Source organism: uncultured Caldilinea sp., assembly GCF_937128415.1.
Taxonomy (GTDB): Bacteria; Chloroflexota; Anaerolineae; order Caldilineales; family Caldilineaceae; genus Caldilinea.
This window is the reverse complement of record NZ_CAKZMJ010000023.1, coordinates 1-16,165: the sequence shown is the minus strand read 5'-3', so window position 1 is coordinate 16,165 and position 16,165 is coordinate 1. Positions and strand designations below refer to the sequence as shown.

General features: G+C 62.9%; 12 protein-coding genes. 1 reads left to right on the top strand and 11 read right to left on the bottom strand.

What is annotated here, in order from left to right; all coding sequences use genetic code 11:
* Positions 1 to 129: 129 nt before the first annotated feature.
* From Q0367_RS02670 to Q0367_RS02640, 7 genes are all read right to left on the bottom strand, one after another.
* Positions 130 to 615: a hypothetical protein gene (locus tag Q0367_RS02670; protein ID WP_298980839.1), complete on the bottom strand. Its 486-nt coding sequence runs from the start codon at positions 613 to 615 to the stop codon at positions 130 to 132.
* 182 nt (positions 616 to 797) lie between these two features.
* On the bottom strand, positions 798 to 5,063 hold the full coding sequence (locus tag Q0367_RS02665; protein WP_298980838.1) for a tetratricopeptide repeat protein: 4,266 nt from the start codon (positions 5,061 to 5,063) through the stop codon (positions 798 to 800).
* Positions 5,064 to 5,171: 108 nt separating this feature from the next.
* Complete coding sequence (locus Q0367_RS02660; RefSeq protein ID WP_297633357.1) at positions 5,172 to 6,368, bottom strand: CaiB/BaiF CoA-transferase family protein; 1,197 nt, start codon at positions 6,366 to 6,368, stop codon at positions 5,172 to 5,174.
* A gap of 26 nt (positions 6,369 to 6,394) precedes the next feature.
* The gene (locus tag Q0367_RS02655; RefSeq protein ID WP_297633359.1) at positions 6,395 to 8,086 is read right to left on the bottom strand and encodes a LysM peptidoglycan-binding domain-containing protein; all 1,692 of its coding nucleotides are present in this window, start codon (positions 8,084 to 8,086) and stop codon (positions 6,395 to 6,397) included.
* A 103-nt stretch (positions 8,087 to 8,189) separates the two neighbouring features.
* Complete coding sequence (locus Q0367_RS02650; protein WP_297633361.1) at positions 8,190 to 8,789, bottom strand: sigma-70 family RNA polymerase sigma factor; 600 nt, start codon at positions 8,787 to 8,789, stop codon at positions 8,190 to 8,192.
* A gap of 157 nt (positions 8,790 to 8,946) precedes the next feature.
* Positions 8,947 to 9,534 (bottom strand): CDP-alcohol phosphatidyltransferase family protein, encoded by a 588-nt coding sequence (locus tag Q0367_RS02645; RefSeq protein ID WP_297633363.1) that lies wholly within the window; start codon positions 9,532 to 9,534, stop codon positions 8,947 to 8,949.
* A gap of 183 nt (positions 9,535 to 9,717) precedes the next feature.
* Entirely contained in the window at positions 9,718 to 11,841 is a 2,124-nt protein-coding gene (locus tag Q0367_RS02640) for a BACON domain-containing protein (RefSeq protein ID WP_297633365.1), read from the bottom strand.
* Between the two features lie 298 nt (positions 11,842 to 12,139).
* Here Q0367_RS02640 and Q0367_RS02635 point away from each other — a divergent pair, with 298 nt between their 5' ends.
* Positions 12,140 to 13,126, top strand: a complete 987-nt coding sequence (locus Q0367_RS02635; RefSeq protein ID WP_297633367.1) for a malate dehydrogenase — start codon at positions 12,140 to 12,142, stop codon at positions 13,124 to 13,126.
* A 52-nt stretch (positions 13,127 to 13,178) separates the two neighbouring features.
* On the opposite strand, the gene Q0367_RS02630 is transcribed toward Q0367_RS02635, so the two are convergent.
* From Q0367_RS02630 to Q0367_RS02615, 4 genes are read right to left on the bottom strand one after another with little or no spacing between them, the layout of a single operon-like run.
* A complete protein-coding gene (locus tag Q0367_RS02630; RefSeq protein ID WP_297633369.1) occupies positions 13,179 to 14,135 on the bottom strand; it encodes a hypothetical protein in 957 nt (318 codons plus the stop codon).
* 1 nt (position 14,136) lies between these two features.
* Positions 14,137 to 14,916 (bottom strand): cyclase family protein, encoded by a 780-nt coding sequence (locus tag Q0367_RS02625; RefSeq protein WP_297633371.1) that lies wholly within the window; start codon positions 14,914 to 14,916, stop codon positions 14,137 to 14,139.
* Positions 14,913 to 15,533 carry a thiamine pyrophosphate-dependent enzyme gene (locus tag Q0367_RS02620; RefSeq protein ID WP_297633373.1) on the bottom strand — a complete coding sequence of 207 codons (621 nt, stop codon included), beginning with the start codon at positions 15,531 to 15,533 and terminating at the stop codon, positions 14,913 to 14,915. Before Q0367_RS02620 ends, Q0367_RS02625 begins: the two co-directional genes overlap by 4 nt.
* A 3-nt stretch (positions 15,534 to 15,536) precedes the next feature.
* Positions 15,537 to 16,046 carry a thiamine pyrophosphate-binding protein gene (locus Q0367_RS02615; RefSeq protein ID WP_297633375.1) on the bottom strand — a complete coding sequence of 170 codons (510 nt, stop codon included), beginning with the start codon at positions 16,044 to 16,046 and terminating at the stop codon, positions 15,537 to 15,539.
* Positions 16,047 to 16,165 lie beyond the last annotated feature (119 nt).

The following is a 16,165-nucleotide window of genomic DNA, read 5'->3' as shown; positions in this document are numbered from 1 at the left end:
GCGGAGTGGGTTTCGTGCAGGGTGCATCCTGCGCTGTTTCTCCGTTCCTCTCAGCTCTGGCGCCTCTCCGTCAAAGGCGACTCTGCATTTTCAAGGCCATTGGTCTATTGCTCGATGCACTGCCTGAGGTTACAAGTCTGACCTGAGTAGACATTGCGTGTTGTTAGAGTTGTTGGGTTCCCCATTGATCGCTTGCCACATACGCCAACCAGGAAGCCAAATCTTAAACTTGCCTCCTTTGTAACCGGCCATGGTGTCGGCAGGCTCTGTATAGCGCACCGAATGCATAACGACAGGATAAATTGCATTCACCAGGTCTGCGTCGTAGCCGATGAGGGCGATGACGTGGGCAACATTTCGCCCCTCCCAACCATCAAGACTACCAGTTAGCACCCCTGTGGGGATGGTGTAGTTGCGATCGACGTGGCGCACCAACTGATTCCAAAGCGTCTGTTGCGCCGTGCCGCGCGAGGGCTGCTGCAGATAGCGCTCGCCCAGACGAATCACGTGGACGTAGTGATGCCACAGATACCGGCACATGGCCGTATCCGTGATGGCGGGGTTTCGGTTGGGGTCGAACCCGCCCGGCGTAACCTGGTTGATGCGCCGGGCCATCTCATCGATGTACCGAGATCATGCAATTTTCCGCTCGGGAATGTTTATTGCTCGAACATCGCCCAAAAGGTGAAAAAATTATAACGCCTGCGACGTCTCAGCCGCGCGACTTTGTTCGGACGCTTTCAGGACGTCTTTCTGACGATTGAGCGATGCAAGCACTGATCGACGCAAGCAACGGATTACGCCGACGGCGCCGCCTCCAGCACGAGCCGATTGATGCGCACGTTCTCCAAGTAGGAGCGGCGCAACTTCTCGTCGGAGATCTTTGCAGCCCGTTCGAGGATGAAGCTGCGAGCGCGATGGAGGCAGCGTTTCGCCAGAGGCTGGTCACGGTTAGCCGCCGCAACGCAGGCGGCGACGTAGAGCGCCCGCTGTGGATACTCGATCTGATGAATCTCGCTCTGGTCGAAGATGCGTAGGATGGCGTCGATCAAGGCGCAGGCGGCGTCGATCTGGCCGCGTGCAAGATGAACAAGAGCCAGAGTGGCCAGGTCGGTGGTTGTCAGCGCCTGGATATCCAGACCCTCATAGATGCGCAGCGCAGCGTTGGCGAAGGCTTCGGCCTGGTCCAGTTCGCCGGTCCGCTCCGCGGTCAACGCCAATTCGGTGAGACACTGCGCCTCGAACTCCCGATCCTCATTTTCGTGCGCCCACTGCTGCGCCTCCTGCAGCCGCGCAAAGGCAGCCGCATCATCGCCGCATTCTCGCTCAACCTGCGCCAGGTTGAACCTGGCAATGGCGACGCCGGACTCGTCCCCCACCGAGGCGCTCAGACGTTCAGCTGTGGTCAGGCAGCGTCGCGCTTCGGCGTAATCTCCCACCGTCAGCGCGATGATGCCGAGCGCGTTCCAGACGGCGTTTTCCCACCACCGGTTGCCGACCGTGCGTTGAATGTCCAAGGCCTGATGAAGCAGCGGCAATGCAGCGGCGTAGTCGCCCAGGCTGGTGTGCACCTGAGCGATATTGAGCAGGCTGCTCCCTTCCCCTTCGCGGTCGCCGATGGTTCGGCGGATCGCCAACGCTTTTTCCCAAGCCGCCAACGCCTCTGGAAAATTGCGGCGCAAGTAGGCGACCCCGCCTAACCGCGTCAACGCCGTCGCCACTTCCGGTTGGTTGCCTTCCTGCTCGTACAGTCGCAACGCCTCCGTGAGCATAGCGGCTGCCTCGTCGTAATGGCCGCGCTGGCGCATGACGACGCCTAAGCCCAGCAGCGCCTGCGCGCGCAGGCTATCGAGGCCGGCGGCGTCCGAAGCCGAGGGGAGCGTCGCCCGGCTTTCGTCTGTAGAGAGGCGTTCGCGCCGGTCGGCGCCAGAAAGCAAGGTCAATGCGCGACGGTAGTATTGCTCCGCCTCGTCGATGTCGCCTTCGAGCAGTGCGATTTCGCCGATGCGCGAAAGGATACGCGCCTGAGCGAGCAAGTCCTGCCGGGTTTCGTAGCGCACCAGCGCCTCCTGCAATGCGCCGCGCGCCTGGGAAAGCTGACTGGTGGCTTCATAAAAATCGGCCCACAGTTCGAGCGTGCGCATGGGATCGCTGCCCGGCAGCGCCTCAAGCGCCATCAACGTCGCCTCTTCTTGGAGGCGCAGCCCAAGGATATGCAACACTTCCGCTTTTCCCGCCAGCCATTGCCAGCGCGTCTCCAGCGACAAGGCCCGCTCGAAATACGCCAGCGCCGTTTCATTGGCGAAGGATCGCTTGGCACGCCAGGCCGCAGCGTCCAGATAGCGAATGACCTTGCTGCGCACTTCAGAATGTTTGTCGTCGGCCTGCAGAAAGTGATGCGCCAGGCGCTCCACGGCATGGGGGGCATGGCGTTCGAGCGCTTCACCGACGGCCAAATGCAGCTCGCAACGCTGGCTTTCCAGCAGCGTCTGGCAGAGAGCCTCCTGTGAAATGCTATGTTTGAAGACGTAAACCGGTTCGGCGAACAGCGGCTCGGTGTAGATAAAATTGCGCTGCTCCAGTTCGGTGATCTGGCGGTGCAACGTCTCCATGGAAGGGCGCCGCGGATGCGCCTCGCGCAGCACCGCCGGCTCAAAGGCGCGCCCGATCACCGCCGCCACCTTCAGCGTGAGTCGGGTCTCTTCAGAAAGGCTGTCCAACCGCGCAAGCACCAGGCCGTGCACGGTGTCGGGAATGCCTAACGACACTGCGTCCAGGCGGGCATTGGGGCGCAATCGCCATTGCTCGTCCATGCGTTCGAGCGCGCCGGCCTCGTGCAGCGCGTGCAACAACGGACGTGAAGGTTGCCAGACGCCTTCGCGCAGCGCAATTTGCCCATGTTCCCGCAGCGCGTCGATCATTTCCTCTGCGAAGAATGGATTGCCCTGGGTGTAGGCGTAGATCAGGTCGATCACCAGCGTCGCCACCGGACCTTGCAGGCGCTCTTCCGTCAGGGCGGCGATGGCCGGCGCGCTGAGCTCGCCCAGCGAAAGGTGCAGCTGATCCGGAATTTTCTCGAGCGCATCGAAAAATGCGCTCTCGGCGGCGTTGACGGAGCGATGGGTCATGCAGAAGAGCAACGCCTGGTTCATCGTCGCACGCGCCAGCGCCAGAACAATCTCCTGATCCGCCTCATCTAACCAGTGCACATCCTCCACCAACAGGAAGATCGGCCGCCGCTGAGCCGCCCGGCTAAGCAGGTCAACCACCAGCGCGGTGAGTGCAGCGCGGCGGAGGCGAACGTCAAACGCTGCGGTGGTCGGGTTGTCCGGGATCGGGAGGTCAAAGAGGTCGCCGAGCAACGGCAAGCGCACGCTCCAGGCGGGGTCCAGTGCATGCAGGGTCGAGTGCAGGTGGGCAATCTGCGTCTCGACAGGCTCTGCACGCAAACCGGCCAAGCCCAGCAGGTGAGCCAGCGGCTCCGACAGGGCGCCATAGGGCTGCTGGCCGATGCTTTGGCAGGAGCTGTAGAACAAGGTGAATCCTTGTTGAGAGGCAAGGTGTGCGGCCGTCGCAGCCAGATGGCTTTTGCCTATGCCGGCTTCTCCCTCGATCCGCACCAACCTGCCCTGCTGGGCAGCTGCGCGTTGGATCGCGCCTGCAATCGCCTCGACTTCGCGCTCGCGACCGATCGGGCGCTCTGGATAAAGCGCCGCAAGTTGAAGCGTGGTGGGGGTGCGAAGGCCGGTGACGGCGTAGACGGGCTGCGGCTCGCGCTTGCCTTTGAAGGTTCTCAGGCCGAGCGGCTCCAGCAAATAGCGCGCCTGCACCAACTCGGCGACGCGCGCGCTGATCAAAATTTGTCCAGGCGCAGCTTGCATCATCAGGCGCGCCGCCACGTTGGTTTCATCGCCCAGCACGCCGTAGGTGCGTCGCGTGCTGCTCCCGTAAGCGCCGACGCGCATCATGCCGGCGCCGACGCCGAACTGCATCTGGCGGATGAACGCAAAGCGGCCGGCGTTGTTGCGGAGCGCCAGAGCCACAGCGACGGCGCGCGCAGCGTCGTCGTCATGGGCGATGGGGGCGCCGAAGGCTGCGTACAGATAACTGCCCTTGTCGCCCGTCGTCAGTTGAATCAGCGCGCCTTCGTGTTCGACAAGCAACTGCTGAACATAGCGGATGAATGCATCCAGTTGTGCGCCCGCCGCAGGATCGTGCTCAAAATCGATGCCGGAAAAGCGCAGAAAGAGGGCCGCCGCCGGCCTTAATTCGGCGAGATAGTGCTCTTCCCCCTGGCGAAGATTGTTCCAAACCGCCGGCAGCAGCCAGGGACGCAATTGTTCTGCAGGCAACGCAGCTGCAAGGGGGGACGCTTCGGCGCTCCCTTCGGACGCACCGAAATTCTGGTCGAGAAAATAATCGTCCAATCCCGTCAACACGCCGGCCCACTGGCCGCTTTCGAGAGGGCGCCAGACGCCGACGAATGCATGTAAATCCAGCAAGTCGATCGTCTCTCGATCGGCGACCAGCTCGCCGCGTTGGGCGACATGCTCCACCGCAGCCATGCGGTCGAGCGCTGCGCCTGCCAGCGCCTCGATGACCTGGATCGAGGGGTCGCCCACCAACAGACGGCGCACCTCTCCGCTGACCATGGCGATTTTCAGCGCCAGTTCTGCGACGACGCCGGGGGCGACTTCATACGCGACGAATTGGGCGCATGCGCGTTGCATTGCGTGCGCAGCCGCCAGACCGCGCAGGGCGGCGTCCCGCAGCGATCCTTCACCGTCAAACCAGCAGGTGATGGCGTCGCCTGCAAAACCGATCACGCTGCCGTCGTGGCGATCGACCTGATCGATCAGCGTCTGGTACACTGCATTCAGCGCACGCGTCAGCAGCTCGGCCCCGCGACTTCGTCCGAACTGGTGCGCCAGCGCTTCGGTGAGGGGGGTGAAGCCGGAAATATCGACGAAAAGCACGGCGCCGACGGCCCGCTCCGGCAGCGGTCGGCCGGTCAACAACGCCTGACGACGATCACGCGGCAGATAGGCGATAGCCTGTTCCATAGCATGTATTATAGCGCCTGCGCCGGTGAAGCTTGGTGCGACATGAATGCGCTCGACAATTTGTCCTCTTCCCAGGGGCGACGTCGATAAAATCAGGCGATGATGAAATCAGGCGATGACGCCAGAGCGGCGCAGCGCAGCGATCTGATCGTCGCTATAGTCGAGAAGGGTGCGCAACACCTCGTCGGTGTGATAGCCGAGCGGGGGCGGCGGGCGACGAATCTGTGCAGGCGTGCGGCTGAATTTGGCGACCGGGCCAAGCAGGCGAATGCGTCCGAGCGTCGGATGGTCAACCTCCTGCACCATGGCGCGCGCTCGCACCTGTGGGCTGTTGAGCGCCGCAGGAACGTCGTTGATGGGGCCGGCGGGAATGCCCAGCGCTGCGAGGAGCGATAGCCACTCCGCCGACGTGCGTGTGCGAAAGAGCGCCTGCAGCAACGGAATCAGCGTCCGTCGATGCTCGACGCGCGCCCGATTGGTGCAAAATCGTTCGTCCTCCGCCAGTTCGGGGCGTTCCGCCGCTTCGCAAAACTTGCGAAACTGCGCGTCGCTGCCAATGCCGACCGCGATGCGCCCATCGGCGGTGGGAAAGGTCTCATAGGGGACGATGCTGGGATGGGCGTTGCCGTAGCGTTGGGGCGGCTCGCCCGTCGCCAGATAGTTTTGCGCTACGTTCGCCAGCCAGGCGATTTGTGCGTCGAGCAGCGCCACGTCAATCGCCTGCCCTTTGCCGCTGCGTTCGCGCTCGTGCAGCGCCGCCAGGATCGCCGTTGCAGCAAACAGCCCCGCCGTGATGTCGGCGATCGCCACGCCCACCTTGTAGGGTTCGCCTTCTTCCGGGCCGGTGATCGACATAACGCCGCCTTCGGCCTGGATGATGAAATCATAGCCTGCGCGGTCCTTGTAAGGGCCGGTCTGGCCATAGCCCGTGATCGAGCAGTAGATCAAGCGCGGGTTCAAGGCGGATAGCGTCGCATAATCGACGCCAAGCTTTTCCGCGCCGCCGACTTTGAAGTTTTCAATGACGACGTCCGCTCGTTGGGCAAGTTCATGCACGATCCGGCGCCCTTCTGGCCGCTTGAGATCGACGGCGACGCTGCGCTTGTTGCGATTGGCGGCGAGGAAGTAGGCGCTCTGGTCGCCGACCCAAGGCGGCCCCCAGGCGCGCGTGCCGTCGCCGGTGAGCGGCTCTTCAATTTTGATCACGTCTGCGCCATAGTCGGCCAGCACCATTGTGCAGTAGGGGCCGGCCAGGATGCGCGAGAGATCGAGCACGCGGACGTCGGAAAGCGGTGAAGCGGTCATACCACGCGCGTCTTGCCAAAACGGCGCTATTCTTCGCCTGCCGCCGGTGGCTCGGCGAGCGGCGACGCCTCCCCGGTGGGTGATGGGGGAGATGGCGGGGGAGGCGTCGCCGTAGACGTCGGTGCAAGGGTGGACGTGGGGCTGGGAGCGCCGACCGTCGCAGTCGGTTCAGGCGTGGCGGTCGCAGGCGGCGCCGTTTCCGTCAAGGCGGCGGCGGTCACCTCGATGGGCGGCTCTGCGGTCTCGGTTGCCAGGGCTGTTGCAGTCGCCGTTGCGGCGGCCGTTTCGGTCGCGGGAAGAGTCGTTGTCGGCGTGTTCGCCGGCGCTGTTTGGGGCGGGGCGCCCGTCTCGGTCGGCCCGGCTTGCGTCGACGGCGTCTCCGTGGGCGACGGCGTCTCTGCCGGGGCTGGCGTCTCCGTGGGGCTGCTGGTGACGTCCGGCGCCGTGGTCTCTTCGATCGCGGTCGTCGGCGTTGGCTCCACCGTTTCGTTCTCGCCTCCCGGTTGCGCGGCGGTCGGCTCCATTGTCGGTGTGTTGGTGGGCGTTTCAATCGGCGCAGGCGTCTGGGTGGCTGGCGCCGGCGTCGGCGTAAATAGCTGTGTTGGGAGGGCCGTGATCACGGCGGGCGGCGGCGCTGTCGGCGCCTGTCCCAGAATTCTGATTGGGACGAGGATGGTTGTTCCTGCACGCAGGACGCCGTCCGTCAGACAGTTGACGCGGCGCAGTTCCGCCACCGATGTCTGCGCACGTGCGGCAATATGGCTCAGTGTGTCTCCGGGCCGCACGATGTATTCCACCCAATGGGGCGGCTGGATGCGCTGACAGACAAGGCTCGCCGCCGGAGTCGGCGTCGGCGTCGGTTCGGGGGTTGGGACCGGCGGCGCCTGCATGACGCGCAGGGCAATGCCCTGCACGACGTTCGGCGCTCCGGGGATCGCCTGGTAGCGCAGCATGACGACGGCGCCCGGTTCGAGCACGCCGTCGATTTCAAGCGGCAGCCACGCATCGGCTCCAGGGGGTTGATGCCACGGAATCACCCTCAGATCGCCGATCAGCAGCTGCTCTCCGTCGAACCCGCGGAACTGCTGGATCGTGATGGCGGTGACAGGAGCTGCGTTCGGGTCGGCTTGAAGCCGGCTGGCCAGCCGCGCCACATCCTCCGACTGCCGCCTGTCCGCCATCCAGCGCGCTTCGGCGCGTTGGTCTTCCGGCGCAGTCGCCACCTGCTGCTCGAGGATCCAGAGCTTGACCGGGTAGGCTGGCTCGCCGGGAAGCGCTTCCTGTGCGACGGCGACCACGACGGAGGTCAACAGGTAGACGACGACGAGCAACAACGTGAGCGGGGCCAGCCGCATCACCGGAGCGGCTATGGGCCATGCGTGGATGAGCTGGCGGCGCCGGGCTTCAAGGCGTGCGAAAAAGGAGGCCGTCGGCGCAGCTTCCCGCTGTTGCGAGGGCATGGCTCTGGCGCGCTCCGCTTCCATCTCGGCGCGCAGCTCGGCGGCGCGCTGTGCAAAGGCGACGCGCGCGGCGAGGCGATTCAACGGCAGGCGCTGGGGAGGCGCCTGCGCCGCCGTTTGCTCCGCCAGCTCCACCACCAGCAACAAGGGGTGAAGCTCCTGCGCCACCTCATCAGGATAGTCGGCGAGAATCTGCTCGATGGTTTCCCCCGCCTGCAGTCTGTCGACCGCTTCGGCGAAATAATCTTCCATGGACATAAAACTTTTCAGTTGAGTTTCTCGCTCCGGGCGACTGCGCTTGGCCCACTTCTTCGATCTTCGATTCGGTTGACGGCGTTGGCTTGCTGTGCACGAACGAGATTCAAGGCTCTCCTCCATACAGGAACATGCGCAGCGTCGCCACGGCGCGATATTGCAGCGCTTTGATTGCGCCTTCGGAGCGATCCATCATCTTGGCGACTTCGCTGATGCTGTATCCTTCCAAAAAGCGCAGGCTGACCACTTCTGCTTGTTCGTCGGTGAGGCGCCGAATGGCGGCGCGCAGGCGTTCGATGTCGAGCGATTGTTCGACGACGGCGTCGAGCGGCGTTTCCTGCGCAGTCGCCGGCGTCGCTTCTTCAATATCCACCGTTCCCTGTCTCCCTTTCCGTCGATAGTGATCGATCACGAGATTGTGTGCGATTCGATAGAGCCAACCAGAAAAGGAAGATCGCCATGCCTTCTGATCGCGGATCGCCTCCAACATTTTGAGAAAGACCTGAGAAGTCAGGTCCTCTGCAAGGGACTCATCCCCGGTGCGACGATAGATATAATTGAAAATTTTGGCTTCGTACCGGTCATACAGCTCACCCAGCGCCGCTTCATCGTATTGTGCAGCAGCCTCTAACAGCGCTTCCTCGCTGGCGTCGGCGACAGGCGTGGGTGCTTCAGTATGAGCTGGATGCGAACGCCCTTTGAACATGATGACGAAAATCGTTATAAAAAATAACGGTCGATTTGGAGAATTCGTAACGGGATTGGCGCTGTTCCATCGCCTGCATGGCAGGCGTCTGCATGGGGGGCGAGCGTCTGAAAAGGGTGTGAGGGTGCGACGCCCGCCTACGTTGCAAGTTTTTCGTTTATGAAATGGACCTGCTTTTGGCGTACACGTCGAGGATGCGCTGCAGGGCGGTGAGATTGGTGAAGACCGCCAGAATCCACAGCACAGGCAGCATCCATCCGGTGAGCAGGCCAACGATCAACACAACGATTCGCTCCGTGCGTTGAAAGAATCCCTCCTTGCATTCAATCCCGACCGCTTCGGCGCGCGCGCGCGTGTAGCTGACCATCATTGAGCCTACAAGTGTAAAGGCCAGGAGCAAGATGTAAAGGGCGCCGTCAGGACGCCCGCTGTAGAAATAGATCAGCCCCAACAGGGTCACCGCTTCGGAGTAGCGATCGAGTGTGCTGTCGAGAAAAGCGCCAAAGACTGTCACCTGGTCGGTGTTGCGCGCCAGTGCACCGTCCAGCGTGTCGAAGAGCGCCGCAAAGATCAACAAAAGGCCACCTACAAAGAGATTGCCTGTGGCTAGAATCAGCGCAACGGCCGCCGTCAGGACAAAGCCGATCACTGTCAACGCATTGGGGCTGACGCCCGTCCCTTCCAGGGCGCGGGTGATCTGATTGAGCGGCGTCGCTATCCAGTCGCGTCCATATTTCGAGAGCATGATTTCCCACGCATTCTGGAACATGAAAAACAAAAGCCAATTGTCCTCTTCGGGAAAGATGTTACCTTGACGATGAGATTGCGTCAAGGAGTCCACGATGCGCGGTGCAAACCTCGAAAAGACAAGGCGGAGATGACCCGTTTCCGGTCGTCTCCGCCTTGCCTTCCGTAATGCCCGTTTGTGCTATCTGGCGATCACCGGCATCCACAAACCATTGGATGTGCACAGCAACGTGATTGGATGCAGGCTGGCCAGCTCAGAGCCGGGTTGCTGCGGGTCCGGCGTGCGCAGGAACAGGAAGGCGCGCTCTAGATTCGAGGTGCGCAGCGTCGGGGTGATGGTCATGGTCAGCGTGGCGGGAAGGGTGCTGGCGTTCGACGAAACGTTGGAGATCCAGGCCACTTCCGAAGGCCAGGTGTTGGCGGCGGCCATCACCTCGCCGCCCAGGTCGGCCATCGCCGCTTGCGCGCCGGTGCGATCGGTCAGCAGAAGACCCTCGTCCGTCGGCTCCACAAGCAGGATCTCGCCCTGCAGCGCGGCAGCTGCGCCCGCCGTCACCGGCGCAAGCACCTGCGCTTTGAAGGGGTTGCCCGGCACTCCCACCACCTGCACCGTCACCGATCTCTCCTCCAGCGGTTCTTGGCACGGGAGGTACAAGGTGGTGATGCTGGAGGGCGTGGCGCCGAAAGGTGGATATTCGACCGTGACCGTGAAAGGCACCGTCAACGGGCTGTTGGTGGCGTTTGGGCTGGTGAAGATGAGGGCGCCGGTGTATTGCTGACCTACGACGAGCAAGGAAGTGTCGATCTGATAGGTGAGATTGAGCGGCGCGCTCGTGTTGCCCGGGGCAAGGCCAGAAACCGGCGACACCGACAGCCAATCTCGGTCACGCGTCGCCGTGAAGGGGATGGCGTCGGCCGTAGCCGGGTTCTGCAGCTGGATCGTCCCGGTCTTTGTGAAGCCTTTGTACGCCACTGTGGTGACGCTGGCCGGGTTCGCCGCCAACGCCGGCCCGGAGATGAAGCCGATGCGGTCTACGTCCCCTAACACGAGGTTGCGACGATTGGTGGACGCACTCACTTCCTCAAAGCGCGGGGAGTTGTGGGCGTCCGGATACCAGCGAATTTTGTTGTCTCGGATCAACACAATTTCGGCGCGGCCGTCGCCGTCGATGTCGCCGGCGGCGCCCAGGCTCCAGCCATCGTCGTCATCGAGGCGCAGACCGTTGAGGAATTCCTGAATCACGCCGTCCGGTCCATCGTTGCGCACGATGAAACGCACACAATCGCCGGCGCATCTTCGGATCATCATGGCCTCTTCATCTTCGTTGGCGCCGTTGATGTCGCCTGCAAAGACGACGTTGGGCCCGGGCACCAGCACATCGCTGACCGCCAGGTTGAGGCGAGTTCCATCGTAGCTGTACACCTCAAACGTGGGCGAACCTCTGTTGTCCTGTCTGCGCACGGCCACGATTTCCAAGTTGCCCCCGCGAATGTACTGGGCGAAAGCGACATCGCGGAAAGGACGGCTATTGCTGCCGCCAGGGCCGCTGATCTTGCTGAAACCGGCGTCGGGTCGAAAGACCGAGAATTCGCCTTTGTCCGGCGAGACGAACGCCACTTCATCGCCGCCCGTGCGATCCAGGTTGCCGACGGCCACCCGCTCCCACGGCTCGCTGAAATCTCTGAACTGATGCACGGTCCAGGAAGTCCCGTCGGGCGTGGGACTGGTCTGCTTATAAATCACTGCGCGCAGGACGGTGCCGGCGGGCGCGCCATCCTCCGGCACGACGGCGCGCAGGACGCCGATCTCATCACCCGGCACATTGGGGTCGAAGTTGCCGGCGAAAACCAGCTCCGGCCTCGACGGCAGCGGAATGCTGGCAAGCTGCCGCCAGGGAATGCCGTTGATCTTCGGATCAGCCGGCGTAGAGCCGCGCGCCACCACCGGATCGAAGATGGCCAGCTCCGGCGCCACCGAGGTGCCCGGCGCGCCGCGCACGGCGACGATTTCCATGTCTCCATCGTTGTTGAAGTCGCCCACGGCGATGCTGCGCCAGTTGCCGGTCGGGCTGACCCATTGCACCTGCTGGCCGGGGTGGTAAGGGTCCAGGATGCGGATGAAGCCGTCGGGATCGGTGTAGATGATCTCTTTGGCGACATCGCCTCCGGAGGCTTGCGGCGTATAGGCCGCCTCGCCTTCAGCCAGCGCCGTCTGGGGAGGCAGCGATCCGGCTGGCAACAGAGAAAGCCACAGGATGAGCAGCGCTGCCACGGAAAGCAGCCTGTGACGCAATGGTCGTCGCATTTCAACTTCTCTCCTTTCACGTCAACATCATCAGTTTGAGCGCACAGGAAGGCCTGCGCGCCAGGTCTCTGGGGCTGCGCCCTTTTGGTTAAAAGTGTTTTTAGAATGTCATTGCTGGACGCTGCGCCCTAAAATTCAAATCAGGCGGACTCCATTAGCCAAAAACTATAAGTAGCGGTATCCTGGTTCCATCGATTGTGAATCGATCCATCGCATTGTACACAGTAAGCAACGTGCACCCCAATTGAAACGTTCCGAATCCAAATCAAAACATCCTTTTCTGACGGAGGTGAGACATATGAAGACTCCAATTCGGGTGAGCGTAACCGGCGCCGCCGGCAACATTGGCTATGCGCTGCTGTTTCGCATCGCCAATGGCGATCTCTTTGGGCCCGATCAGCCGGTGATTTTGCAATTGCTGGAGATTGCGCCCGCCATGAAAGCGCTGGAAGGCGTCGCCATGGAGCTAGAGGATTGCGCCTTTCCATTGTTGGCCGGCACGGTGCTCACAGACGACCCCAACATCGCCTTCGACGGCGCCAACTGGGCGTTGCTCGTCGGCGCGCGGCCGCGCACCAAGGGCATGGAGCGCAAGGACTTGCTCAGCGCCAATGGCGCTATTTTCACGGTGCAGGGCAAGGCGATCAACGAGCGCGCCGCCTCCGACGTGCGCGTGCTGGTCGTGGGCAACCCGGCCAACACCAACGCCCTGATCGCCATGCGCAGCGCGCCCGACGTGCCGGCGGAGCGCTTCACCGCCATGACGCGACTCGACCACAATCGCGCCGTCAGCCAGCTCGCCATCAAGGCGGGCGTGCCGGTGACCGAGGTGAAGAAGGTGACGATCTGGGGCAACCACAGCGCCACGCAATATCCCGACGCTTTCCACGCCGAGATCGGCGGCAAACCGGCGCCCGCCGTGATCAACGACGACGCCTGGATCAAGGAGGTCTTCATCCCCACGGTGCAAAAGCGCGGGGCAGCCATCATCGAGGCGCGCGGGCAAAGCAGCGCCGCCAGCGCAGCCAACGCCGCCATCAACCACGTGCAGAGCTGGTGGCGCGGCACGCCGGCGGGCGATTGGGTCAGCATGGCCATCCCCAGCACCGGCGCCTACGGAGCGCCGGAGGGCGTCATCTTCAGCTATCCGGTCACCGTCAAAGATGGGAAATATACGATCGTGGAGGGGCTGGAGTTGAGCGACTTCGACAAACAGATGATTCGCATCACCGGCGACGAGCTGCTGGAGGAGCGAGAGGCGGTGAGAGAGCTGCTGGGTATTTAAGAAAAAGCGGGTCGAGAGGCGCCTTTCGACCCGCTTTTTGATTGCAAAAGCATTACGCTCCGGCTGCTTCATGCTCCCCAGGGCGCATCTCCAGCACATAGTGCCACCCTCGGTCGGGGAGGTGAACGCAGTCGGTCATCACATAGCCGGCCTCGAACGTCTGCTCCAGATAAGCGCGCATCGCCATTCGCCACGCCATCCCCAGCGCTGGATCGCTGCGGCGGATTGCGGCAATGTCGTCCGGAATCGGCAGCGCAAGCGGCCGTCCGTCCAGGGGCGGCTCCACCTCGAGCGGCGCGCGGAAATGAGCGCCGCTCGCCGTCGTCGGAATCACGTGCATTTCCTCCGCCAGGCGAGCGAACGCGGCTGACCGTCCGCTGTTATCGGCTCTGGAGCCTGCCTCGATTCGTCGGCGCACCCGCTCGCTGGCGATCCACCAATCCACCTGACAGCGATCGCTGGGAAGGCCGGCGTTGATGCCATCCTTCATGACGCCGTACCAGTTGCGCCGATAGGTGTTGCAGACCGCCCCCAGGCGATGGATGTTGAGCACGGCGTTGACGCGAAAGAGCGGGTCATAGGTCCAGGTCACCCAATCCGTCATCCCTTGCGCCAGGATCGCCCGGCGTTGCGCCAGCTTGAGCTGCACGCCCAGACCGCGGCCCTGCCAGCCGGGCAGAACGCCCACCATGTGGCTGCACATTTTGAGTTGGAGTGCGCCCTGAGGCGCAGAAATCTCTGGCGCGTCCCCGGCGCTTCCTCCGGCGCGGCGCCACTGCGACGTCGTCGGAACGCCCAGCCCCGGAAACCAGAAGGCAAGGCCCACCATGCCGCCGGTCTCCGCCGGCCCATCTTCGGCGAACGCTCCGATCAGACCGCCGCCGTTGTGGATGGCGGTGATCACCATGTGAACCGGCATGAGCTCATCGGGCGGAGACTGCCAGATAAGCTGCTCCAGTCGTTGAAAGTGCTCAATTTCCTCGATGGAAGTGACCGCCCGTAGCATCATCTCAGGGAACCAGTGCTAGCACGCGCGCCGGGCTGCCCGAACCTTCGACGATCTTGAGCGGGGCAGCGATGACAATGGCGCCGGTGGGAGGCAATTGATCGAGGTTTGCCAGGCTGGCAAGCCCAAAGCGGCCGGAGCCGTGCATGATGTTGTGCGCCGGGAAGGGGGGGTCAAAGCTCGCCGCCTGGCCGGCGTCCGTGCCTACGCATTCGACGCCCACGCCCAATACATCGCGCTCGAAGGCGAGAAAACGCACACAGTCGGGCGTAAAGCCAGGGGAGTGCGCACCATCCGCGCGGATATTCAGAAACGCTTCGCGCCCCTTGCGCTTGGACCAGTCCGTGCGCATCAGCAGCCAGGAGCCGGGCGGAATTCGGCCATGCGCGGCCTCCCACGCCAGCACATGCTCCCGCGTCAGCAAAAAGTCGTTGTCGGCCTCCGCCTCCTTGCTGCAGTCGATCACGCAGGCCGGGCCGATCAGCTTGCTCGCCGGGATTTTGTCCAGCGTATTGTCTGGCAATTGGGCGCCCGTGATCCAGTGCACCGGCGCGTCGAAATGCGTGCCGGTGTGCTCGCCGAGGTGGATCGTGTTCCAGTACCACGCCGGCCCTTTGTCGTCGTAGCGAGAGATGACCTCCATGCTGAAGCCGGGGGACGAGGCGAAGATCGGCGGCAGCTCGATCACAGGCGTGTCCGGCCCAAGCGGCTGCGTCAGATCGACGACGCGCACTGCGCCGCTGCGCAGCGCCTCGACCAGTTGAGAAAGAACAGCGTTGCTCATGATGCTTTGATTCCTCCTTGCGTTGATGATGGTGAGTGAGACGACTTCCTGACGTGTTCGGCGATCCAGCGTTTGAACAGGAACGCATTCTCCGGCAACTGAAAATGCATCCCGTAGTGATCCGGCCCGACGGCTTCAACCTTTGCCACGATCACGCTCAGTGCGTTGCGCTCAAAGGCGTCGGCGGCGGCCTCCATGAAGTCATAAGGGGTGCTCACGCTGTCGACGTGCGGCACGCCCGCCCCGCGCGCAATGGCGGCGAGATCGGTGGCGCCCTCCGCTGTGTGGGAAGGGAAGCCGCCTGTGGAAAGCAGGCTGCCGTTGTCAAAGATGATGTGGATGAGGTTCGTCGGTTTGTAGCGCGCCATCGTCGCCAGCGCGCCCAGATTCATCAACACCGAACCGTCGCCGTCCAACACCACGACCTTGACCTGTGGCAGGCTCTGCGCCAACCCCAGCCCGATCGACGAGGCCAGCCCCATGGCATGTTGCAGGTAGAAAAAGTTGTCGCGGTGGCCGAGATTATACAGCTCTTGCGCACACGCTCCCATGTTGGTGACGACGAGTTTATCGTGCAGTTCGGGGTAGATGGCTTCGATGCATTTGGCGCGTTGCATGATTCAATCCTCCATCAGGTCGCGGGTTAACAGCAGCGCCACAGGCCACAGCGCGCTGTGCGCCAGGGTGTACGCCTCGCGGATCTGCCTGCCGACTTTCGCCGGATCGCGCGCATACTCGAAAGGAATTTGCAGCGCGCGCAACACTTCTTCGGTGACGATGCCCCCGCGCGTGTGCCATGGGTACGGCTCGCCCCAGTGGCCGCGCAGCGCAATCAACATGCACAGAGGAATTTTATACAGCTGCGCCAGCGAGACGATGCCGTTGATGGCGGCCAGAAAGCCGTGATTCTGCATGAGCAGAATATGCTTTTCGCCGGCGAAATAGGCGCCGGCTGCAATGCCGATCGCCTCCTCTTCCTTCGCCACCTCGATCAGGTGCATCTCCGGGTCGTTGCTGGCGAGCTGCAGGAGATAGACGAGCCAGGTCTCCGGCAGCGCCGAAATCGAACGCACGCCGGCGTCCTTGATGCCCTGATAGACCGCTTTTGAGTTCTCGCGTGAAACCGTCATAAGACCGAACAACTCCCTCAAGGCTTTCGACAAAATCACCCTTCAATTTTCGTAGGTGCGGCTCTCAGCCGCACACCCTCGACCGCCCCGAAGCCACGAACAAGGCCGACCGGTTTGCC